This window comes from Prevotella sp. P3-122 (genome assembly GCF_002251365.1).
In the GTDB taxonomy this organism is placed as follows: domain Bacteria; phylum Bacteroidota; class Bacteroidia; order Bacteroidales; family Bacteroidaceae; genus Prevotella.
This window is the reverse complement of sequence record NZ_NPJH01000079.1, coordinates 80,760-96,761: the sequence shown is the minus strand read 5'-3', so window position 1 is coordinate 96,761 and position 16,002 is coordinate 80,760. Positions and strand designations below refer to the sequence as shown.

General features: G+C 49.7%; 18 protein-coding genes and 1 pseudogene. 10 read left to right on the top strand and 9 right to left on the bottom strand.

Features of this window, described 5'->3' with window-relative positions; translation table 11 throughout:
- Nucleotides 1-3 precede the first annotated feature (3 nt).
- The 7 genes from CIL02_RS12450 to nusB all read right to left on the bottom strand — a co-directional run bounded on the left by CIL02_RS12450 (nt 4) and on the right by nusB (nt 4,832).
- Nucleotides 4-411 carry an Hsp20/alpha crystallin family protein gene (locus CIL02_RS12450; protein ID WP_094402152.1) on the bottom strand — a complete coding sequence of 136 codons (408 nt, stop codon included), beginning with the start codon at nt 409-411 and terminating at the stop codon, nt 4-6.
- Between the two features lie 157 nt (nt 412-568).
- Entirely contained in the window at nt 569-1,438 is an 870-nt protein-coding gene (locus CIL02_RS12445) for a DMT family transporter (RefSeq protein ID WP_094402151.1), read from the bottom strand.
- A 31-nt stretch (nt 1,439-1,469) separates the two neighbouring features.
- Nucleotides 1,470-1,913, bottom strand: a complete 444-nt coding sequence (locus CIL02_RS12440; protein ID WP_094402149.1) for a DUF5606 domain-containing protein — start codon at nt 1,911-1,913, stop codon at nt 1,470-1,472.
- Nucleotides 1,914-1,952: 39 nt separating this feature from the next.
- Nucleotides 1,953-2,540, bottom strand: a complete 588-nt coding sequence (gene coaE / locus CIL02_RS12435; protein ID WP_094402147.1) for a dephospho-CoA kinase — start codon at nt 2,538-2,540, stop codon at nt 1,953-1,955.
- A complete protein-coding gene (locus CIL02_RS12430; RefSeq protein ID WP_094402145.1) occupies nt 2,537-3,520 on the bottom strand; it encodes a CdaR family protein in 984 nt (327 codons plus the stop codon). Before CIL02_RS12430 ends, coaE begins: the two co-directional genes overlap by 4 nt.
- Entirely contained in the window at nt 3,520-3,849 is a 330-nt protein-coding gene (gene yajC, locus CIL02_RS12425) for a preprotein translocase subunit YajC (RefSeq protein WP_094402143.1), read from the bottom strand. Before yajC ends, CIL02_RS12430 begins: the two co-directional genes overlap by 1 nt.
- A gap of 20 nt (nt 3,850-3,869) precedes the next feature.
- Nucleotides 3,870-4,832 (bottom strand): transcription antitermination factor NusB, encoded by a 963-nt coding sequence (nusB, locus tag CIL02_RS12420; protein WP_094402142.1) that lies wholly within the window; start codon nt 4,830-4,832, stop codon nt 3,870-3,872.
- A 287-nt stretch (nt 4,833-5,119) separates the two neighbouring features.
- On the opposite strand from nusB, the gene CIL02_RS12415 reads away from it, so the two are divergent.
- The 3 genes from CIL02_RS12415 to CIL02_RS12405 all read left to right on the top strand — a co-directional run bounded on the left by CIL02_RS12415 (nt 5,120) and on the right by CIL02_RS12405 (nt 6,838).
- Nucleotides 5,120-5,728: a 50S ribosomal protein L25/general stress protein Ctc gene (locus CIL02_RS12415; protein WP_094402140.1), complete on the top strand. Its 609-nt coding sequence runs from the start codon at nt 5,120-5,122 to the stop codon at nt 5,726-5,728.
- A 102-nt stretch (nt 5,729-5,830) separates the two neighbouring features.
- On the top strand, nt 5,831-6,403 hold the full coding sequence (pth, locus tag CIL02_RS12410; RefSeq protein ID WP_094402139.1) for an aminoacyl-tRNA hydrolase: 573 nt from the start codon (nt 5,831-5,833) through the stop codon (nt 6,401-6,403).
- Between the two features lie 9 nt (nt 6,404-6,412).
- Nucleotides 6,413-6,838 (top strand): RNA-binding S4 domain-containing protein, encoded by a 426-nt coding sequence (locus tag CIL02_RS12405; protein ID WP_094402137.1) that lies wholly within the window; start codon nt 6,413-6,415, stop codon nt 6,836-6,838.
- 113 nt (nt 6,839-6,951) lie between these two features.
- Here CIL02_RS12405 and CIL02_RS12400 read toward each other — a convergent pair whose 3' ends face one another.
- Complete coding sequence (locus tag CIL02_RS12400; protein WP_094402135.1) at nt 6,952-8,148, bottom strand: acyltransferase family protein; 1,197 nt, start codon at nt 8,146-8,148, stop codon at nt 6,952-6,954.
- Between the two features lie 82 nt (nt 8,149-8,230).
- Nucleotides 8,231-10,465 (bottom strand): alpha-N-acetylglucosaminidase, encoded by a 2,235-nt coding sequence (locus CIL02_RS12395; protein ID WP_094402316.1) that lies wholly within the window; start codon nt 10,463-10,465, stop codon nt 8,231-8,233.
- Nucleotides 10,466-11,199: 734 nt separating this feature from the next.
- On the opposite strand from CIL02_RS12395, the gene CIL02_RS12390 reads away from it, so the two are divergent.
- The 7 genes and pseudogenes from CIL02_RS12390 (at nt 11,200) to CIL02_RS12350 (ending at nt 15,933) form a co-directional block, all read left to right on the top strand.
- Complete coding sequence (locus CIL02_RS12390) at nt 11,200-11,844, top strand: HXXEE domain-containing protein (protein WP_094402134.1); 645 nt, start codon at nt 11,200-11,202, stop codon at nt 11,842-11,844.
- Nucleotides 11,845-11,971: 127 nt separating this feature from the next.
- The gene (locus CIL02_RS12385; protein ID WP_094402314.1) at nt 11,972-12,637 is read left to right on the top strand and encodes a YqiA/YcfP family alpha/beta fold hydrolase; all 666 of its coding nucleotides are present in this window, start codon (nt 11,972-11,974) and stop codon (nt 12,635-12,637) included.
- 395 nt (nt 12,638-13,032) lie between these two features.
- The gene (locus CIL02_RS12375) at nt 13,033-13,233 is read left to right on the top strand and encodes a DUF4250 domain-containing protein (RefSeq protein WP_094402130.1); all 201 of its coding nucleotides are present in this window, start codon (nt 13,033-13,035) and stop codon (nt 13,231-13,233) included.
- 89 nt (nt 13,234-13,322) lie between these two features.
- Entirely contained in the window at nt 13,323-14,042 is a 720-nt protein-coding gene (locus CIL02_RS12370; RefSeq protein WP_240513681.1) for a DUF1349 domain-containing protein, read from the top strand.
- Between the two features lie 302 nt (nt 14,043-14,344).
- Nucleotides 14,345-14,497, top strand: a pseudogene (locus tag CIL02_RS17010) (4Fe-4S binding protein); the annotation flags it as partial.
- Between the two features lie 117 nt (nt 14,498-14,614).
- Complete coding sequence (locus tag CIL02_RS12355) at nt 14,615-15,142, top strand: nitroreductase family protein (protein ID WP_094402125.1); 528 nt, start codon at nt 14,615-14,617, stop codon at nt 15,140-15,142.
- A gap of 17 nt (nt 15,143-15,159) precedes the next feature.
- On the top strand, nt 15,160-15,933 hold the full coding sequence (locus CIL02_RS12350; protein WP_094402123.1) for a Rossmann-like and DUF2520 domain-containing protein: 774 nt from the start codon (nt 15,160-15,162) through the stop codon (nt 15,931-15,933).
- Nucleotides 15,934-16,002 lie beyond the last annotated feature (69 nt).

Sequence of the window (16,002 nt, the reverse complement as noted above, 5' to 3'; positions counted from 1 at the left end):
TTATCAGCCAATCTCAATGTTGCGCGCAATCTTCTGCTCTTCCTTGACTATTTTTGGCAGTACGATAGTCAGCACGCCGTCAGCAACATTGGCACTTATCTTCTGTTTGTCCACGTCGTCAGGGAGGATAAGAGTCTGCTCGTATTTGGTGTAAGAGAACTCACGGCGCAGGTAGTGGACGTTCTCATCGTGCTTCTCGCCCTTGCGGTCCATCTTTATTACAAGGTCACCATCGGTGTTGATGTTCACGTCGAAATCCTCCTTGCGCATGCCAGGAGCGGCGAGCTCTACACGGTAGTCGGTCTTTGACTCCATCACGTTGATGGCTGGTGCGGTGGCATTGGCCTTAGGCATATAGTTGTTGTCAAAAAAGTCGTTGAAGACTTCTGGTAACCAAGCGTTTCTGTACATAGTTGTAATCTCCTATACTTTTAAAATGGTTAATGTTTTACTTTTACACTAATCGTAATCGCAACTAATGTACCAAAGACTTAGTGGGTGACAAAATGGCGTAACAAACAGACATTTTGACCGATGTTTTTTTTATATGAAATTTCCTACACTAACCTCATACACCTCTCTTGTTGGCTACGAACACGCCTGAGAGGATGAGGGCTGAGCCGAGGATGGCTATCCAGGTAGTAGGCTCGTGAAGCACGAGTGCGGAGCATACAACTGTGGAGATGGGGTTCAGGTATACATAGTTTGATACGCTTATGGCTCCCACTTTCTTGATGGCGAGGTTCCACAACACAAAGCAGGCAAAGGAGGCTATGAACCCAAGGAACAGCAGATTTCCCCATACTGCGGAAATAAGGAAACCTTCTGCGGGAAACTGCCAGGGCATGAAGGCAAAGAGTGGAAGGGCAGTGAGCAAGCCATAGAAGAATACCTTGCGCGAAACGAATACTGCACCGTAGCGGGTGGCAACAGACTTCATTAGCAGGCTGTAGACGGCCCAGCAGAGTGCTCCACAGAATGCCAGCAGGTCACCGGCGGGATTGAGCTTGAACACGAATTGCCCGTTGAAAATCACCATTGCCATTCCTGCTATGGCAAGCATGGAGCCGATGACAAGGCCGCGTGTGGCACGCATGCCCTTGATGAAGAGCAACCCAAGAAGTGTGGTGAAGAGTGGGGCCGTGCACACTATAAATGACACGTTGCTGACAAAGCTCAGTTTCACGGCCATGTTCTCGGCTACAAAATACAGCGAGCCGCCTGTGATGCCCAGTAGCATCATGATGGCCTCGTCACGAAGGCTGGAGGCCCACAGGCGGCGCGGAGAGATGGTCCATATGCAGAGGTAGGCTATGCCGAAGCGTATGACGAATATCTCGTGGACGGCAAGCCCATGCAGGAGCAGCACCTTTGAGTTGACGAAGGTTACGCCCCATACGAGTATTGTCGCTATGGCTAAGAGGTGGTATCTCCACATAATGGACTGTTGTGTGAGTTGTTGGGTGTCGTTATTCAGCCTCCTGCCTTGAGTCGACGTTGTCGCCAGGAGTAGGGCAGAGGACAGTCTCGAAATCGGTATAGCCGTTGTTGACAAGAATGTTGTACCACTGCAGCAGCTTCTTTATGTCGCTGTCGTGTACACGCTCCTGGTCGAAGTTGGGCAGAACCTCAGCGAAATAGTCGCGCAACTCCTTTGAGCTGCATTTCTTATAATTGATAGAGGCGGTCTTCGACTGCTCTTTCTCACCAAGACTCTTCAGTACCTTCCATAGTGGAATGTCTTCGGCGTCAGTGTACATGGCGATGTCGGCGAGGCTTGTGACGCGGTCTGTTGAGAATGCGGGCATACGTCGCTTGGCGTCATCGATAGTTTCTACGATGAGGTTCATCTTACCACGTGATACCAGTCGGTAAAGGCCGGGCTTGCCGGCGATAGACAGTATTGTTTCCATTTTCTTTCTCTGTTGTTTTTTGGTTTATTGGTTTGTATGTTATACAATATTAAGCTTCATGCAAATGTCCTCCACCTGTGCCTCCACGTCGTCACCTGTTCCGTTGCTGATGATGTAGTCACAGAGTCTTGCTACGGTCTCCTGTGGCATCTGGCAGCCTATCCACTGCAGGGCCTGTTCACGGCTTATGCCGTCGCGCGTCATGATGCGCTCAGTCCTCACTTCGTCGGGAGCTACCACACCAATGATGATGTCGAACGTTACACGCTGGTCGAAGTTGGCATCGAAGAGTATGGCACTCTCAAGCCACTGGCAGCCTGAGGATAGGTAGTCTGCGGCTACGGCAGGATGCACAATATGGTTGACGGCCTGCTTGTTGTCCTCACTTTCAAGGATAAACTGTGCCAACACAGACTTCTGCAAGACACCGTTGCTATATACTCCGTTGCCGACGAGCTGTGACAGCTCGCGTTGCAAGTCCTTGTCGGTGGCCATGAGCCTCTTTGCGGCTGCATCGCAGTCGTAGACGCCGAAGCCCCTTCTGCGCAGTATGTCACAGACGAAGCTCTTGCCGCTTCCTATGCCGCCTGTAATGGCAATATGGCTGGGGGATAGTGGTGGTGTCATTGCTGTTCTACCAGATAGTCAACAGTTGGTGTCTCTATGCGTGCGTTGTTTATGGTGCGTGGCGCGCTTTGCAGCTGAAGACTGCATTTGTCGCTTTTGCCGTCTGCCAATGCCTGGTAGTCTGCCACTACGACAAACTCCTCGGGAGCGCTCTTTATGTCGCGCACCATTCTGGCACCAGCATAGAAGATTACCCTAACCCGTTGCGGGAATGTGCGTAGTACGATGCCCTCGGGAACGTTTATTGGCGTTATCGGCACCTCGATGCTCTCCTCGGTGAGGATGTCGGTGAATATCTCCAGCTTTACCTTGTTGGGCACGCACTTCACGCCATAGATGCTGCTCATGCTTACTTCGGTGACGAGTGTGTCCTGAATGTTTGTAATCTTGAAAGTCTCAGTGGGCATTGCCTTAAGGCTGTCAAGGGTGTGCTTGTCAGAATAGATGGTCACCTTGTCGGGAACGACGTTCACCTTGGCTATGTAGTAGCTGGCTTTGGGCGTTAGCGTGCCGGCAAGCCGCACGGGGATGGTCTTCTGCTCGCCGTCATTGAACAGGAAGGCCGTATGGTCACACTTCAGCGATATCAGCGTTGTGGAGCCAAACAACTGTTGCTTTACGGCTTTGTTTATCTCAGACACAGGTACTTGCCCCTTGCCGGTGCTGTGGTTGGCAAAGGTGGCGAAAGGGAAGGACAGAGACCTTATCTTGTGACTGAAACCATAGGAGAGCAGCACAAATCCCTTGTCGCGCACGGTTATTTTGACGCTGTCGGGGAGGGGGGCCGTGATGATAGTGTTCTCGGGCACTCCGACGAGGCGCATCTCCACCTGCAGCTCTTTCTCGTAAGTCCCGTTTAGCGTCATCATAAGCCAGAAGACGCCGCTGAGGGCGAGGAAGAACAAAAAAATCAGAAACTCCTTGTTCACTACACTGAACACGAAGTCCCTGACATTGCGAAGTATGCGCCCAGCTGCCATTACGCTTTATTGCCTGTGGCGTCCTGCGCAGAGGCGAAGACAGCGCTTTTCTCTACTGTTATCACTGTGCCGTGGGCTATTTCCACGTCGATGGTGCCTGCAGCAAGGTCTACACGCTTCACGGTGCCGTGTATGCCACCGCCTACGAGCACCTTAGTTCCCTCTTGAAGTGAGTTCTGGAACTCTCGGATGCGCTTCTGTTGCTTCTGTTGCGGACGAATCATGAGGAAATACATGATGGCGAAGATGGCTATCATCATTATGAGCATTCCGCCCATACCGCCACCCTGTTGAGCAGCTGCCTGTGCAGCCAGTACAAGTGTTGTCATGTTTGTTTATTATTGTTGAATTATTGATTATCTGTTGTTTGCGGTCTCACGGGATTGGCGAGTGTCTTGAACATCTTTCCAGTCTCGGAAAGGTGCCGTGCTATGGCATCGAGCATGCCGTTGATGTATGCACCGCTACGTGGAGTGCTGTAGAGCTTTGCAAGCTCCACATACTCGTTTATGGTGACGCTCACGGGAATGTTGGGGAAGGTAAGCATCTCTGCGATGGCAATCTGCATTATTATCACGTCCATGTACGCCAGACGTGAGAAATCCCAGTTGCGGCTGGTCTCGCTCATGAAACGCTGGTACTGGTCGGCGTTGAGGATTGTTGCACGGAACAGCTTTATTGCAAAGTCCTTGTCTTCGGCATCCTTGTATTCCGGCAGGAGCTCCTGCTTTGCCTTGTTCTTTGGGTCGAAGCGCTTGATGGTTTTCAGCACGAAGGTGTCTACAACCTCCTTGTCGTCGTTCCAGTACAGGCTCTTCTCCTCGAGTAGGGCTTCCAGGTCGCTGTTGTCTTGTATCATCTGCCTGTATATCTTGCGCCATACCTCCCTGTCGGCCTCATAGTTGTCTTCCTCGGCAGACATATAGTCGGTATATATCTGGCTTTGCTCGATGAGGGCGCACATCTTACGTATGAACTCTATGTCGTCTGCCCAAGTAAGCTTTTTTGCCTCGTTGAAGTCTGCGAGCATCTTGTTCTCTTCAAGCTGTAGGGTAAATCTGTTGTCGATGAATTTTGTTGACGGGATATCTGTACCCTCTCGCTGGGCCCTTTGTGTGGCGATTTCCACACGCCGCCTTTCCTCCTTGCTTATGGCCAGAATAAGGTCGAGAAGGTAATTATACAGGTCGTATGCCTTCGACAAGCTGAAAAGCAGCTCTTTTTCAGCATTGTCCATGTTCTTGTTGCCGTTCTGATAGTATGCGTAGGTTAACTGGACTATCTTTATTCTAATCAATTCCCTATTAATCATTACTCTACCTATATATTATATATTGTGTACAGTGTTAAGTTGTAAATGGAGTTTTATCCATACATTGTTTTGCAAAATTAGGCAAAAAAAACTTTTCCCGCAAGAAAACCATATGGAAAAGTGGCTCTTTTATGGTTTTTTATGCGAGAAAGAACAAATTTTCGGCCAAGATGTTTTGATTTTGGAGATTTATTCGTAACTTTGCACCCACTTTTTTAAGACGCTAAGCGCATCTCTGTGTGATGGCGAATTAATATCAACAATTTTAATTTATAGTAACACAACTCATGAAAGAGATTAACGTAACAGGTCAGAAGCGTACAGACCTTGGCAAGAAAGCTTCTAAGCTCCTCCGCAAGGAGGGATTGGTTCCATGCAACCTCTATGGCGAGCAGAAGGACGAGAACGGCAAGCCCGTAGCAATGTCATTCGCAGTTCCTATGACTGAGCTCCGCAAGGTTGTCTACACTCCCCACATCTATGTCATCAACCTTATCATCGACGGCGAGTCTCATACCGCTGTAATGAAGGAGCTGCAGTTCCACCCGGTAACAGACGCTCTGCTTCACGTAGACTTCTATGAGGTTAACGACCAGAAGCCGCTCACTATCGGTATTCCTGTCAAGCTCGTTGGTTTGGCACAGGGTGTACGCGACGGTGGACGCATGAACCTCTCTATCCGCAAGATTAACGTTACAGCTCCTTATCAGCAGATCCCTGAGCATCTCGATGTAGACGTTACTGCTCTGAAGATTGGCAAGAGCATCAAGGTTGGCGAACTCAGCTTCGAGGGTCTTGAGATTGCTACTCCTAAGGAGGTTATCGTTTGCTCTATCAAGATGACACGTGCCGCACAGCAGGCTGCTGCTGCCGCCGCTGCCGCTGAGGGCAAGTAAATTGGAGACTAACTATTCTGTATGATAATCGGGCGGACATCTGTGGTGTCCGCCTTTTATTTTTTTTCAGTCAATAATTCATTTCATCCGACCATATTTCAAATGGACAAATATCTGATATGCGGGCTGGGCAATCCCGGTGACGAGTATGCACGCACACGCCACAATACTGGTTTCATGGTTCTCGACGCTTTCGCCAAGGAAATGGGAACTACATTTCAGGACAAGCGCTACGGCTTTGTGGCCGAGACATCCATCAAGGGGCGAAAGGTGTTCCTGCTGAAGCCTACTACTTTCATGAACCTCAGCGGCAATGCCGTGAGATACTGGCTCAATAAGGAGAACATAGACCAGAAGAGGCTGCTCGTCATCTCTGACGATGTGGCCCTGCCGCTTGGAGCCTTCCGCCTGAAGGCCAACGGCAGCAATGGCGGACACAACGGCCTGGGACATATACAGCAGCTCATAGGACAGGACTATCCGAGACTGCGCATGGGTATAGGCAACGACTATCCTAAGGGAGCACAGATAGACTGGGTACTCGGACAGTATTCCGAGGATGACATGAAGCAGCTACAGCCAAGCATAGACATCGCTGTCAACATCATAAAAAGTTTCGTACTGGCAGGCATGGACATCACCATGAACCAGTTCAACAAACTCGGAAAAAAATAACGGAACACTATGGCTGATACCGCAAGAATAGACAAATGGCTATGGGCGGCGCGCATCTTCAAGACGCGCTCCATAGCTTCTGACGCCTGCAAGAACGGTAGGGTGACGATAGGTGGGGTGGACATGAAGCCATCACGCACCATAAAGGTGGGAGACGTTATTAACGTGAAGAAGCCGCCGATAACCTATTCGTTCAAGGTCTTGAAGACCATAGAGCAGAGGGTAGGGGCGAAGCTGCTGCCCGAGATATACGAGAATGTCACAGACCCAAAGCAGTACGAACTGCTGGAGATGAGCCGCATAAGCGGCTTCGTTGACAGGGCAAGGGGTACGGGAAGGCCCACGAAGAAGGAACGCCGGGCACTTGATGCGTTTGTCGAACCAGAGTTTTTCGACTACGACTTCGACTCAGATTTTGATTTTGACGAGGAATAGGTTTTGTAGGTTATTGTAGGTTTTGTAGGTAATTTCACCTAACAACCTTAAAACCTCATAACCTCAAAACCGTTTTGCCCCCTCCCTCTTGGGGAGGGGATGGGGGTGAGGCTTTATATTTTTACAAATATCCTCTTCCTCCATAGCCACAGCCCCATTGCGGCATGAAGGGCTACGAAGGCGATGCTGTAGATGAGGGATGCCCAGTAGCCGTTTCCTATTATGGTTCGTATGGCTGTGTATGCACCATCTTTAATACCGAAACTGCCGAAGGCTATTCCAAGAATCTCACTCGCCACATACAGGAACAGCGGGTTGGTGCCAAAAGCTACTGACAGTGTAATCACGGAGTTTGCGGTCTTGTTCTGCTTTCCGTCGGGCGTCATGTCGACGAGACGTACTATGATGCCGAGAGCCATCATTGCCATGCCGCATGTGGCCAGTACGTAGCTCGGACTCCATATGCGCTTGTTCAGCGGCAGTCCGAACGATAGCAGCCATCCGGCAAACCCTATCGCCGCTCCTGCGGCAAGCAGCCATAAAGCCTTGTCGGCATGGTTGCTCAGCTTGCTGTTTGTCGAGATATAACGTGCGCAACTGAAACCTATCAGGGTATGGGCAATAGCAGAGATAGTACTTACAAGTCCTTCCGGGTCAACGGGACTTTTCGTATACAGATGGTTGCTGCCTATAAGGTTGTTGTCGGCTATGGAGAGCCAGTTTGCCTGTGCGTCCTGCGCATATCCGTTGCCTATGATTAGTATGGCGGCATATACGGCGAGCAGAGCCACAGTGAGTAAGTTCATACTGCGGTGGGGAAGGGCGATGGCCAGCAGGGCAGCTGCACAATAGCATATTGCCAGACGCTGCATCACGCCCCATACCCTAAGGTGTTCTAAGTCAAGCGGAGAGCCGGAGCATGCCATGTCGAACCAGTTTATGGCAAGGCCGATGACGAAGAGCAACAGCGTGCGCCTCAAGATTTTCAGTCCTGTCTGTGCCGACCATCTGAATTCTGTTTTCCTAAGGCTCAGGAAGATGGAGAACCCCATTATGAAGAGGAAGAAGGGAAACACGAGGTCGCAGGGTGTCATGCCGTCCCATTTCGAGTGCTTCAGCGTAGAGAATATCTCCTTTCCAGCCCCGTTGTTTACGAGTATCATGAACATCACAGTCATACCCCTAAGGATGTCTACGGCAAGCAGACGGGAGCCCTTTTGTCTACAGCCTCCCTGCCCAGAAGTGGAGCCCCCCTGCCCCCCGGTGGGGGGTGTAAGGATTGGACTGGTGTGCTTTGTATTTTTGTTCATTTTGATTTCTATTAATAATGATAGCAGTTTTCTCTATATGCCATTAAATTCTTCACCCTTCACTCTTCATTCTTCACTTTTTTCACTCTTCACTAAAAAACTCAGCAGCTTTTCTTGCCATGTCAACTGGGTCGCCTTCCGGTGATGACGAATAAGAATTATGCTTCAGAGTCCACGGCTCCTCTATTGCATACCAGTCGATGACGGGACCGTGCGGCAATGCCATAGAGAACAGTTCGTCGGAGGTCTTGTTGGAGTTTGCGCCACCTCCCACGGCCTCGTAGTTGGGCTTGGTGTCGTCGGCCATCTGTCTGTCGAGGGCATCGAAGTATATCTTCCACCTATTATAATAGAAGTCCTTCAGCAGCCCCTGCCATTCCTTGTTGGCATAGTCGCGCAGTCCGCCCTTGTCGGCACACACTCTGTTGCCCCATGTCGTTATTTGTACCCTTGCGTTCCATTCGTACAGGTCTTTCTCCTGTGGTGTCGTTCCCAGCGCCCTTGCCATCTCCGTCCAGTTGCCGAGGCGGAATTCCCTGCGTGTGCCCAGCAGCTCGTCCTGCATGAGGAGCATCCTCAGGAAGCGTTCTGCATCCCTTTTGAAGTCCTTGCGTGCAAATGCGTTGTAGTCGGCAATGGTCTTCAGGTACTGCCTGCGGCCCTGGTCGGCGAGAGCCTGCCTGGTTATGTCCACCAGGTCGTGCAGGTAGTTGTCGTTGTCTCTCATCCTGTCCGCTGCCGCCAGCATCTTCTCAGCAGCCTTGCGGGTGTCTTCCGGGTCGTAGTAGTTTCTCATCTTCGACCAGCTCTTCACCTGGAAATTGTTCAGTCCCGGCCTGCCGCAGAAGATGCTCTCGTGAGGCCCCTGCTGGTTGTTGCCAAGCGGACAGTTGTATATAGAGGAGGCGAGCAGCATCCATGCCTCTTCGATATCCTTGTCGTATTTGCCATACCGTGCCACGATATATTTCCTCACCCATTCCTCCTTTGTCGGTACCTCGCTGAGCCATGGCAGCTCGCTCATAAGCTCGAACATCACGGGGTTGTTCTCCGTTCCCTCCATTGTGAAGCCTGTTCCAGTCATGGTCTTTGTCCAGTCACTACCGTTTCGTGCCAGGCGGTAGTTGCCGAGCAGCTGGTCCATGCGCCCGTGCAGTCCCACATTGCCGCCGAAGTTCTCCAGCATGCAGAACATCCACGAGTGTCCCTCGTATCCTTTGTCGCGTTTCCATACCGATGGTATGCCGAACATGGGACGGCACTCAGAGAAGAGGTCGAGTATCACGATATCTCCGTTTCTGAGGTCTGCCATCATCTGCGGGCGTGGGTTCTCCGTCCATCCCTGCACCACCCATTTCGCCTGGTCGTTGGTGCGCTTCATGGCCTCCATCACCGCCTTTCCGGCCTTGGCGTAGTCTGTTGTCGCATCATCGTTGCTCTCGTGGAACGGGTCCATGGAGTAGTATTTTGACTTGCCGTAGAGCTTTGTCAGCTCAGCATAGTATGAGTCGGCAATTTCTGCAAACCGCTTGTCGGTGGGCATGAGGTTTGCCGGACGTACATATCCGTTCCATGTGCCTCCGTCCGTGACATCGAGTCCCATCTTCTGCCTTGCGTCGTGTGGCATCATTCCGCTGTAGCCTGGCAGTACGGGCTCCATGCCGAGCAGCCTCATACGCTTCAGGATGTTTTTCTGCAGGGCTTCCTGCTGGCTGTACCATGACAGTGGCAACGGGCCGCCCCAGCCTTCGAGATTGTTCATCTCCCACCATGCGAGGAATGCCGGACCGGCAATGAACTGTCCCACCTCCTCTTCCGTATATCCCATTTTCAGGAGCATGTTCCTCCACACACATTCCGTTCCGACAATGGCCAGCGGCATGTTCACCCCGTGCAGGGCCAGCCAGTCTATCTCCTCCTGCCAGCGTTGCCAGTCCCAGAACGCCATGGAGTAGGAGAAGGTGCAATAGTTGAAGCTGTATCTCATCCTCAGGTCGGTCTCGTGACGTTCTTTCTTCTTTACGACGGGCAGTTTGGCAGGCAGTGCGGCCTGCATGTTGCCCCATGTCAGGTGTATGCCGCAATGGTATTTCAGATACCAGTTTATGCCCGTTGCGATGTTCACCCACGAGTTGCCGCGGACAACGACCTTGCTCCCAGCCTGGTCTATCTCGAAGAAGTCGGTGGGTGACTTGCGCAGTTCTATCTTGAATTTCCTCGATGCCCCCTTGTCAATACGCTCAAGCAGGTCATCGATGGGAGTTGCGTTGGCAACAACGGCTATCATGCATAACAAAGCTGTCAGAAAGTGTCTCATATAGCGGTAGTGTTTATAGGTTTTGTAATATTTGTCTGTTATGCTTGCAAAGTTACAAAACATATGGGATAAAAGCAAATTGACAATTGGGTTTTTGTATTTTATGTCATGTCAGAACTTTTGTTTTCTTGTTGTTCTTGCATCCCTGCATTGCCAAGCATAGAACATACATTGGATGCGCAGAGGGTGTAAAGGTCTCGCAAGGGTATATATATCTTTGCGACCTTTGCGGCCTGGCGATAAATATACCACGCAATAAACATATGCGGGAAAGAACTCTCGCAAAGTCGCAAAGAGCGCAGAGAAAATGTACGTTCATAATACTTCTGATATAAGCGGCATGCTCACGATGCACTGGTAGAGAAACTCAAGGTTCATCAGAAATATGGAGTGACGCATTATAATATATTATTCCTGAAGTATATTATTAAATGAAGTGGGTGAAACCGTTTGCCAAAGGATATGAATACGTTTGCAACCCTGATAAGGTTAATAACCTTACGGCCTTAAGGTTATTAACCTTGCAGGCGTAAGGTTATTAACCTTATCGGCAATGATATATATATGCATCGACCACGCAACAATATATTGTCACTCGAGATATAGCATGAACCGCAAATATGAATACGTCACAGACAAGATTTATAACCTTATCGGCAATGAAGGTAACAAATACAGACCACACTGCTTAAATGATAATCACTCGAAATGTCGGATGAACCAAACTCAAGGCCATGGCGGTAATACGGAGGACAGAACATACTCAAATTTGTCCAAAACGAAAATTATTCTGTCAAAAGCGGTGGTATTCTCTGATTTCTGTGTATCTTTGCATTATCTTAATATATATATATATGAGTGCGTTAAGTGTATTATATCTTGTCCTTCCCCTCCCTCTTGCCTTTATCCTTCATGACACAGAAGAGGCTATAGTGCAGCATCGCTGGATGCAGAAACACAAAGATGCTCTGGCAGGAAGATTTCCTGGGATGAAGTCCGTGATAGACTATCTATGCGGTATCAGTACAAAGTCATTTGTCATTGCCGCTCTTGAAGAACTTGTGGTTCTTCTCTTAGCCACCTGCTACGTGCTTGTTCAGGGAGAATACAGCTTCCAAATATGGGCTGCCCTGTTCATGGCTTTTTCTTTCCATCTGGTGGTTCATGTCTTGCAGGCTGTCATGGTGAAAGGATATGTGCCTGGTGTGGTTTCTTCCCTGCTTCTGATACCCTATGCATATGTAGGGTTGCAGGGTATTTGGTATGCCATGAGCGGCATGGAAATGGTAATATGCGGAGTTGTGGGAATCATATTTATGGCAGCCAACCTTTTGTTCGCCCATCGTATTGCAGGGATGGTGATACGTTCGCGACATTAATGAGCCAGGATTTAAAAGGTTTGTCATATAGTTGGACGCCACATGACAATGTGCCTCTGTGTGCAGCCTGCGGAATATTCAGATATAATGGATGAATAAGAGAAGGATTAACAGAATGACTTTTAAAATGAAAAAGATACTGTTTCTACATGGCTTCTTTGCCACAGGCAGCTGTCCGATGGCGATGGCACTTAGGGAGGCTTTTGACGGGCAGGCTGTTGTGCTGACGCCCGACTTGCCTCTTCATCCAAAAGAGGCGTTGAGATACATTCGCACACTAATCAGCCAGGAGAAGCCCGACCTGCTCATCGGCAACAGCTGCGGCTCGTTCCTGGCACAGCTGCTGGCTCCTGACGTTGGTGTCCCAGCACTACTCGGAAATCCATATTTCATGATGACAGACTTCCTCAGACAACGCATGGGAGAGCACCAATATAAGGCGCCGCGCAAGGATGGCAACCAACGGCTTGTCATTGACGAAGCGTTAATAGAAGAGTTTGCAGAGCTCGAAGCCTCACAGTTTGACAATTGCAGTCCTGTTTCTGAAAAACGGGTGTGGGGACTCTTTGGCGAGCAAGACACCCTGGCACATTTCGAGCCCTTGTTCTTGCAACACTATGCCGTCAGTCATCACTTTCCCGGGGGACATACGCCCACGGAACTGGAAGTGAAGTCATGGTATGCTCCATTGGCACGGAAGATGCTCGACGAGTTTTCTTCGCCCACAACAGTACGCTCGAAACCTACAAGCCAGAATATAGAGACGATTATCTGGAGGGAAACACACGCCTGAAAGCGTCCATCGCCATCTATCGGTCGCTTGGCTTTGTGGAAATACCCCTGCAGGGCAATGCCTACGAGCGTTGTGACATCCTTATGGAGTATAAAAAATAATATATAATAAGGTGTAATGAGTACGAGCATCAGGATAGACAAAAACGCAATAGAAACAGCATACAGTTTCTTTCACCAAAAGGAACGTGTGTATGCACATTCCAACATGGAATGGCAAAAAGACGACATTGAATATGCTATATCCTCTTACGTACAGGATATGGATAAAACATTGTATGGTCTGTTGTCTGATGGACACGATGACTTTTTGGTTAACCACCGCCGCTTCCACGATGACATTTTGTCTGCCATTGAGGTAATGGAAAATTTGTTGAATCAATAAAACATATAGTTATGGAATATCTGCCACAAGACCCGCACATACTTGTGTCGAGCATTAATATGCTTCTGAGGGATGAGGAATACGACTCGCTTGAATCTCTCTGCTGTGCCTTTGGGCGCGACCCACAGGAAATAAAACAATATCTCAAGGACTACGGCTATGTATATAGCGAGGCGCAAAAACAAATGCGACCGGTAGGCTATGATGAATAGACTGAAGAGGTGTTAGCAGAAGTGAAAAACAGACAAGTTTTGTGCGTCTGTTATCACCCTGTTGCTATAGTTAAACACATCATAAGAATATGGAAAGAACGAAGATGACTGTCATTACCGTCACCATGCTGACGCTTCTTGTAGCATGTATGGGCAAAGACAATGGCAAACGCCAAGAGAACATTGGACAAAATCAAAAGATTATGACACTGGACATAGGCAATTTCAAATGGACGCGACAGCCGGAGAGTTGCGTCATTAAGGGTGATACCATAGAGGTAGTCACCAAACCGGGCACAGATCTCTGGCAACGTACCTATTATCATTTCAGAAACGACAACGCCCCTGTTTTCCAGATGGAGACAGAGGAGAAGTTTTTCAGTTTTGTGGTAAAGACTGATTTCACGGAAAGCCATCATCGTTTTGACCAATGTGGCATCGTACTTTACCTCGATAGCGACAACTGGCTTAAGGGCAGTGTGGAGTACGAAAATGAGGAGTTCCAGCATCTGGGAAGTGTGGTGACCAACAATGGTTTTTCTGATTGGGCTACAACGGCTATCCCTGCTAATGTCAAAACGATGTGGTATAGACTTTCCCGTAGAGAGGACGATTATTGCATCGAGTGCTCGCACGACGGGGTTTATTTCACGCAGATGCGTGTATGCCACATGCATAAGGGCGGAGGAAAGATACAATTTGGCATATACGCCTGTTCTCCGGAACAGTCGTCTTTCAAGGCGATTTTTACTGATATGAAACTGACAGAATGTGCCTGGAAAGCCCACGATGGGCAGCAGCCGGACTGAAGACAGTAAACTATATATTATCCGAACATACAGCGGGACACGAATGCTTGAAGCGATGTTTGGAATAAATATCAATAATACTGCAAATATACTAATTCAACTTTCGCAAGTAAAGGAAGGCAAGAAAGAAGTTATGATGGGGAGTTATGATGGGGAGTTATGATAAGCCAATACCCTTTCAGGGGTGAAACATTTGGCTCCTTTTCGCTCGGCTCTGCCGCTCGCCTAAGCGAGTTTCGGCTCTGCCGCTCTCCTAAGAGAGAACTTCCTATCGCTCGGCTTTTCCGCTCTCTGACCCTAGGACGGTTGACACTGCCAAGTGCATCTCCTGCATGAGATGTGTGTCTGTATGCCCAACGGGGGCAAGAAGAATCGGAGTGGTGATGAACTTCCTGGCTACACAAGGTCTGAAAAAAGTCTGTGCCACAAGAAAGGAAAACGAGCTTTACCTCTAAGACTCTCATTAGGAATATGCGTCAGTGCCCACTCTGATATGCAAAACATATATTATTGTGTAACTTTGCAGTTGGAGGGGCATGGAGCAAAAATGACAACTAACAAAAAGTGATATTATGACAAGATTTGAAGAACTGGTGCAGAAGCGCCGCAGTCACAGGACTTTTACACAGGAGATGATAGACGCGGAGGATGTGAAGACTATCCTCCGGGCTGCCCTGATGTCGCCAACGTCTAAAGGCAACCGCTCGTGGCAGTTTGTTGTGGTAGACGACAAGCTTCTGATAGAGAAACTCTCCGATGCAAAGGACATGGGAGGGCAGTTCCTGAAGAACGCCCCATTGGCAATAGTCGTGCTGGGCAATCCGTCGGTGAACGACTGCTGGGTGGAGGACTGTTCCATCGCTGCTGTATCCATGCAGTATCAGGCTGAGCAGCTGGGACTCGGCTCATGCTGGGCACAGATGAGAAACCGGGGACTGTCTGACGGTACATCGGCAGACGAGGTCATAAGAGGAATACTCGATATACCTGAGGAGCTGTCCGTGCTCTGCGTCATTGGAGTGGGGCATAAGGCGTCTGAGCGGAAACTGCAGGACGAAGAGGCTCTAAGGTGGGAGAACGTTCACGTGAACGTATTCTGACATAACAACTGGAGACGATGAGGATAATACTGATAGGTGCGGGCAACCTTATGACCAGCCTTGCACCCGCTCTGCGCAAGGCAGGACATGACATATTGCAGGTGTACAGCCGGACGGAACACTCGGCAACTGTTCTTGCAGCAGCCGTTGGCTGCGAGGCGGTGACAGAAGTCGCATACGTTAGAGACGATGCCGATGTATATATATTCTCCGTGAGCGACAGGGTACTCGGAGAGTTGACAGACAGGGTGTGTGGGGGCAGGAGTGGAAAGCTCTTCCTGCATACTGCCGGCAGCATTCCCATGGATGTGTTCCGCGGAAAGGCCGTGCGCTATGGTGTGCTCTATCCCATGCAGACGTTCTCGAGGACCAAGGTGGTGGACTTCTGCGACATACCATGCTTCGTGGAAGGCTGCGATGCAGCCACGGAGGCAGAGATACAAGCGTTGGCTGCAAGCCTCTCCTCACGTGTGTATGTCCTCAGTTCCGATGCCCGACGCTACCTGCATCTTTCCGCAGTCTTTGCCTGCAACTTCGTCAACCGCTGCTATGCCCTTTCGGCCTCGCTGCTTGAGCGTCATGGCATACCGTTCGACGTTATGTTGCCGCTCATTGACGAGACAGCACGCAAGGTGCATGTCATGCCGCCAGCCGAGGCACAGACTGGCCCGGCAGTGAGATACGACCGCAACGTCATCGATGCCCAGATGTCACTACTGACCGAAGACCCCGAATTGCAGGAAATATACAGGCTGATGAGTGAGAGCATACACAAGGGCAGCCACCGCTGAGGCCTTACAGCAAAAAGCCATTTATCAGGCAGGTTGCCCTTACGAACACGTATCAAAGGTGCATTGATT

What these genes read in the sequence shown, in the direction of transcription:
- coaE (WP_094402147.1), bottom strand. Translation starts at nt 2,540, where the DNA reads ATGACACCACCACTATCCCCCAGCCATATTGCCATTACAGGCGGCATA.
- CIL02_RS12440 (WP_094402149.1), bottom strand. Translation starts at nt 1,913, where the DNA reads ATGGAAACAATACTGTCTATCGCCGGCAAGCCCGGCCTTTACCGACTG.
- CIL02_RS12355 (WP_094402125.1), top strand. Translation starts at nt 14,615, where the DNA reads ATGACAAGATTTGAAGAACTGGTGCAGAAGCGCCGCAGTCACAGGACT.
- CIL02_RS12395 (WP_094402316.1), bottom strand. Translation starts at nt 10,465, where the DNA reads ATGAGACACTTTCTGACAGCTTTGTTATGCATGATAGCCGTTGTTGCC.
- nusB (WP_094402142.1), bottom strand. Translation starts at nt 4,832, where the DNA reads ATGATTAATAGGGAATTGATTAGAATAAAGATAGTCCAGTTAACCTAC.
- CIL02_RS12415 (WP_094402140.1), top strand. Translation starts at nt 5,120, where the DNA reads ATGAAAGAGATTAACGTAACAGGTCAGAAGCGTACAGACCTTGGCAAG.
- yajC (WP_094402143.1), bottom strand. Translation starts at nt 3,849, where the DNA reads ATGACAACACTTGTACTGGCTGCACAGGCAGCTGCTCAACAGGGTGGC.
- CIL02_RS12350 (WP_094402123.1), top strand. Translation starts at nt 15,160, where the DNA reads ATGAGGATAATACTGATAGGTGCGGGCAACCTTATGACCAGCCTTGCA.
- CIL02_RS12385 (WP_094402314.1), top strand. Translation starts at nt 11,972, where the DNA reads ATGAAAAAGATACTGTTTCTACATGGCTTCTTTGCCACAGGCAGCTGT.
- CIL02_RS12445 (WP_094402151.1), bottom strand. Translation starts at nt 1,438, where the DNA reads ATGTGGAGATACCACCTCTTAGCCATAGCGACAATACTCGTATGGGGC.
- pth (WP_094402139.1), top strand. Translation starts at nt 5,831, where the DNA reads ATGGACAAATATCTGATATGCGGGCTGGGCAATCCCGGTGACGAGTAT.
- CIL02_RS12370 (WP_240513681.1), top strand. Translation starts at nt 13,323, where the DNA reads ATGGAAAGAACGAAGATGACTGTCATTACCGTCACCATGCTGACGCTT.
- CIL02_RS12375 (WP_094402130.1), top strand. Translation starts at nt 13,033, where the DNA reads ATGGAATATCTGCCACAAGACCCGCACATACTTGTGTCGAGCATTAAT.
- CIL02_RS12405 (WP_094402137.1), top strand. Translation starts at nt 6,413, where the DNA reads ATGGCTGATACCGCAAGAATAGACAAATGGCTATGGGCGGCGCGCATC.
- CIL02_RS12450 (WP_094402152.1), bottom strand. Translation starts at nt 411, where the DNA reads ATGTACAGAAACGCTTGGTTACCAGAAGTCTTCAACGACTTTTTTGAC.
- CIL02_RS12390 (WP_094402134.1), top strand. Translation starts at nt 11,200, where the DNA reads ATGGCGGTAATACGGAGGACAGAACATACTCAAATTTGTCCAAAACGA.
- CIL02_RS12400 (WP_094402135.1), bottom strand. Translation starts at nt 8,148, where the DNA reads ATGAACAAAAATACAAAGCACACCAGTCCAATCCTTACACCCCCCACC.
- CIL02_RS12430 (WP_094402145.1), bottom strand. Translation starts at nt 3,520, where the DNA reads ATGGCAGCTGGGCGCATACTTCGCAATGTCAGGGACTTCGTGTTCAGT.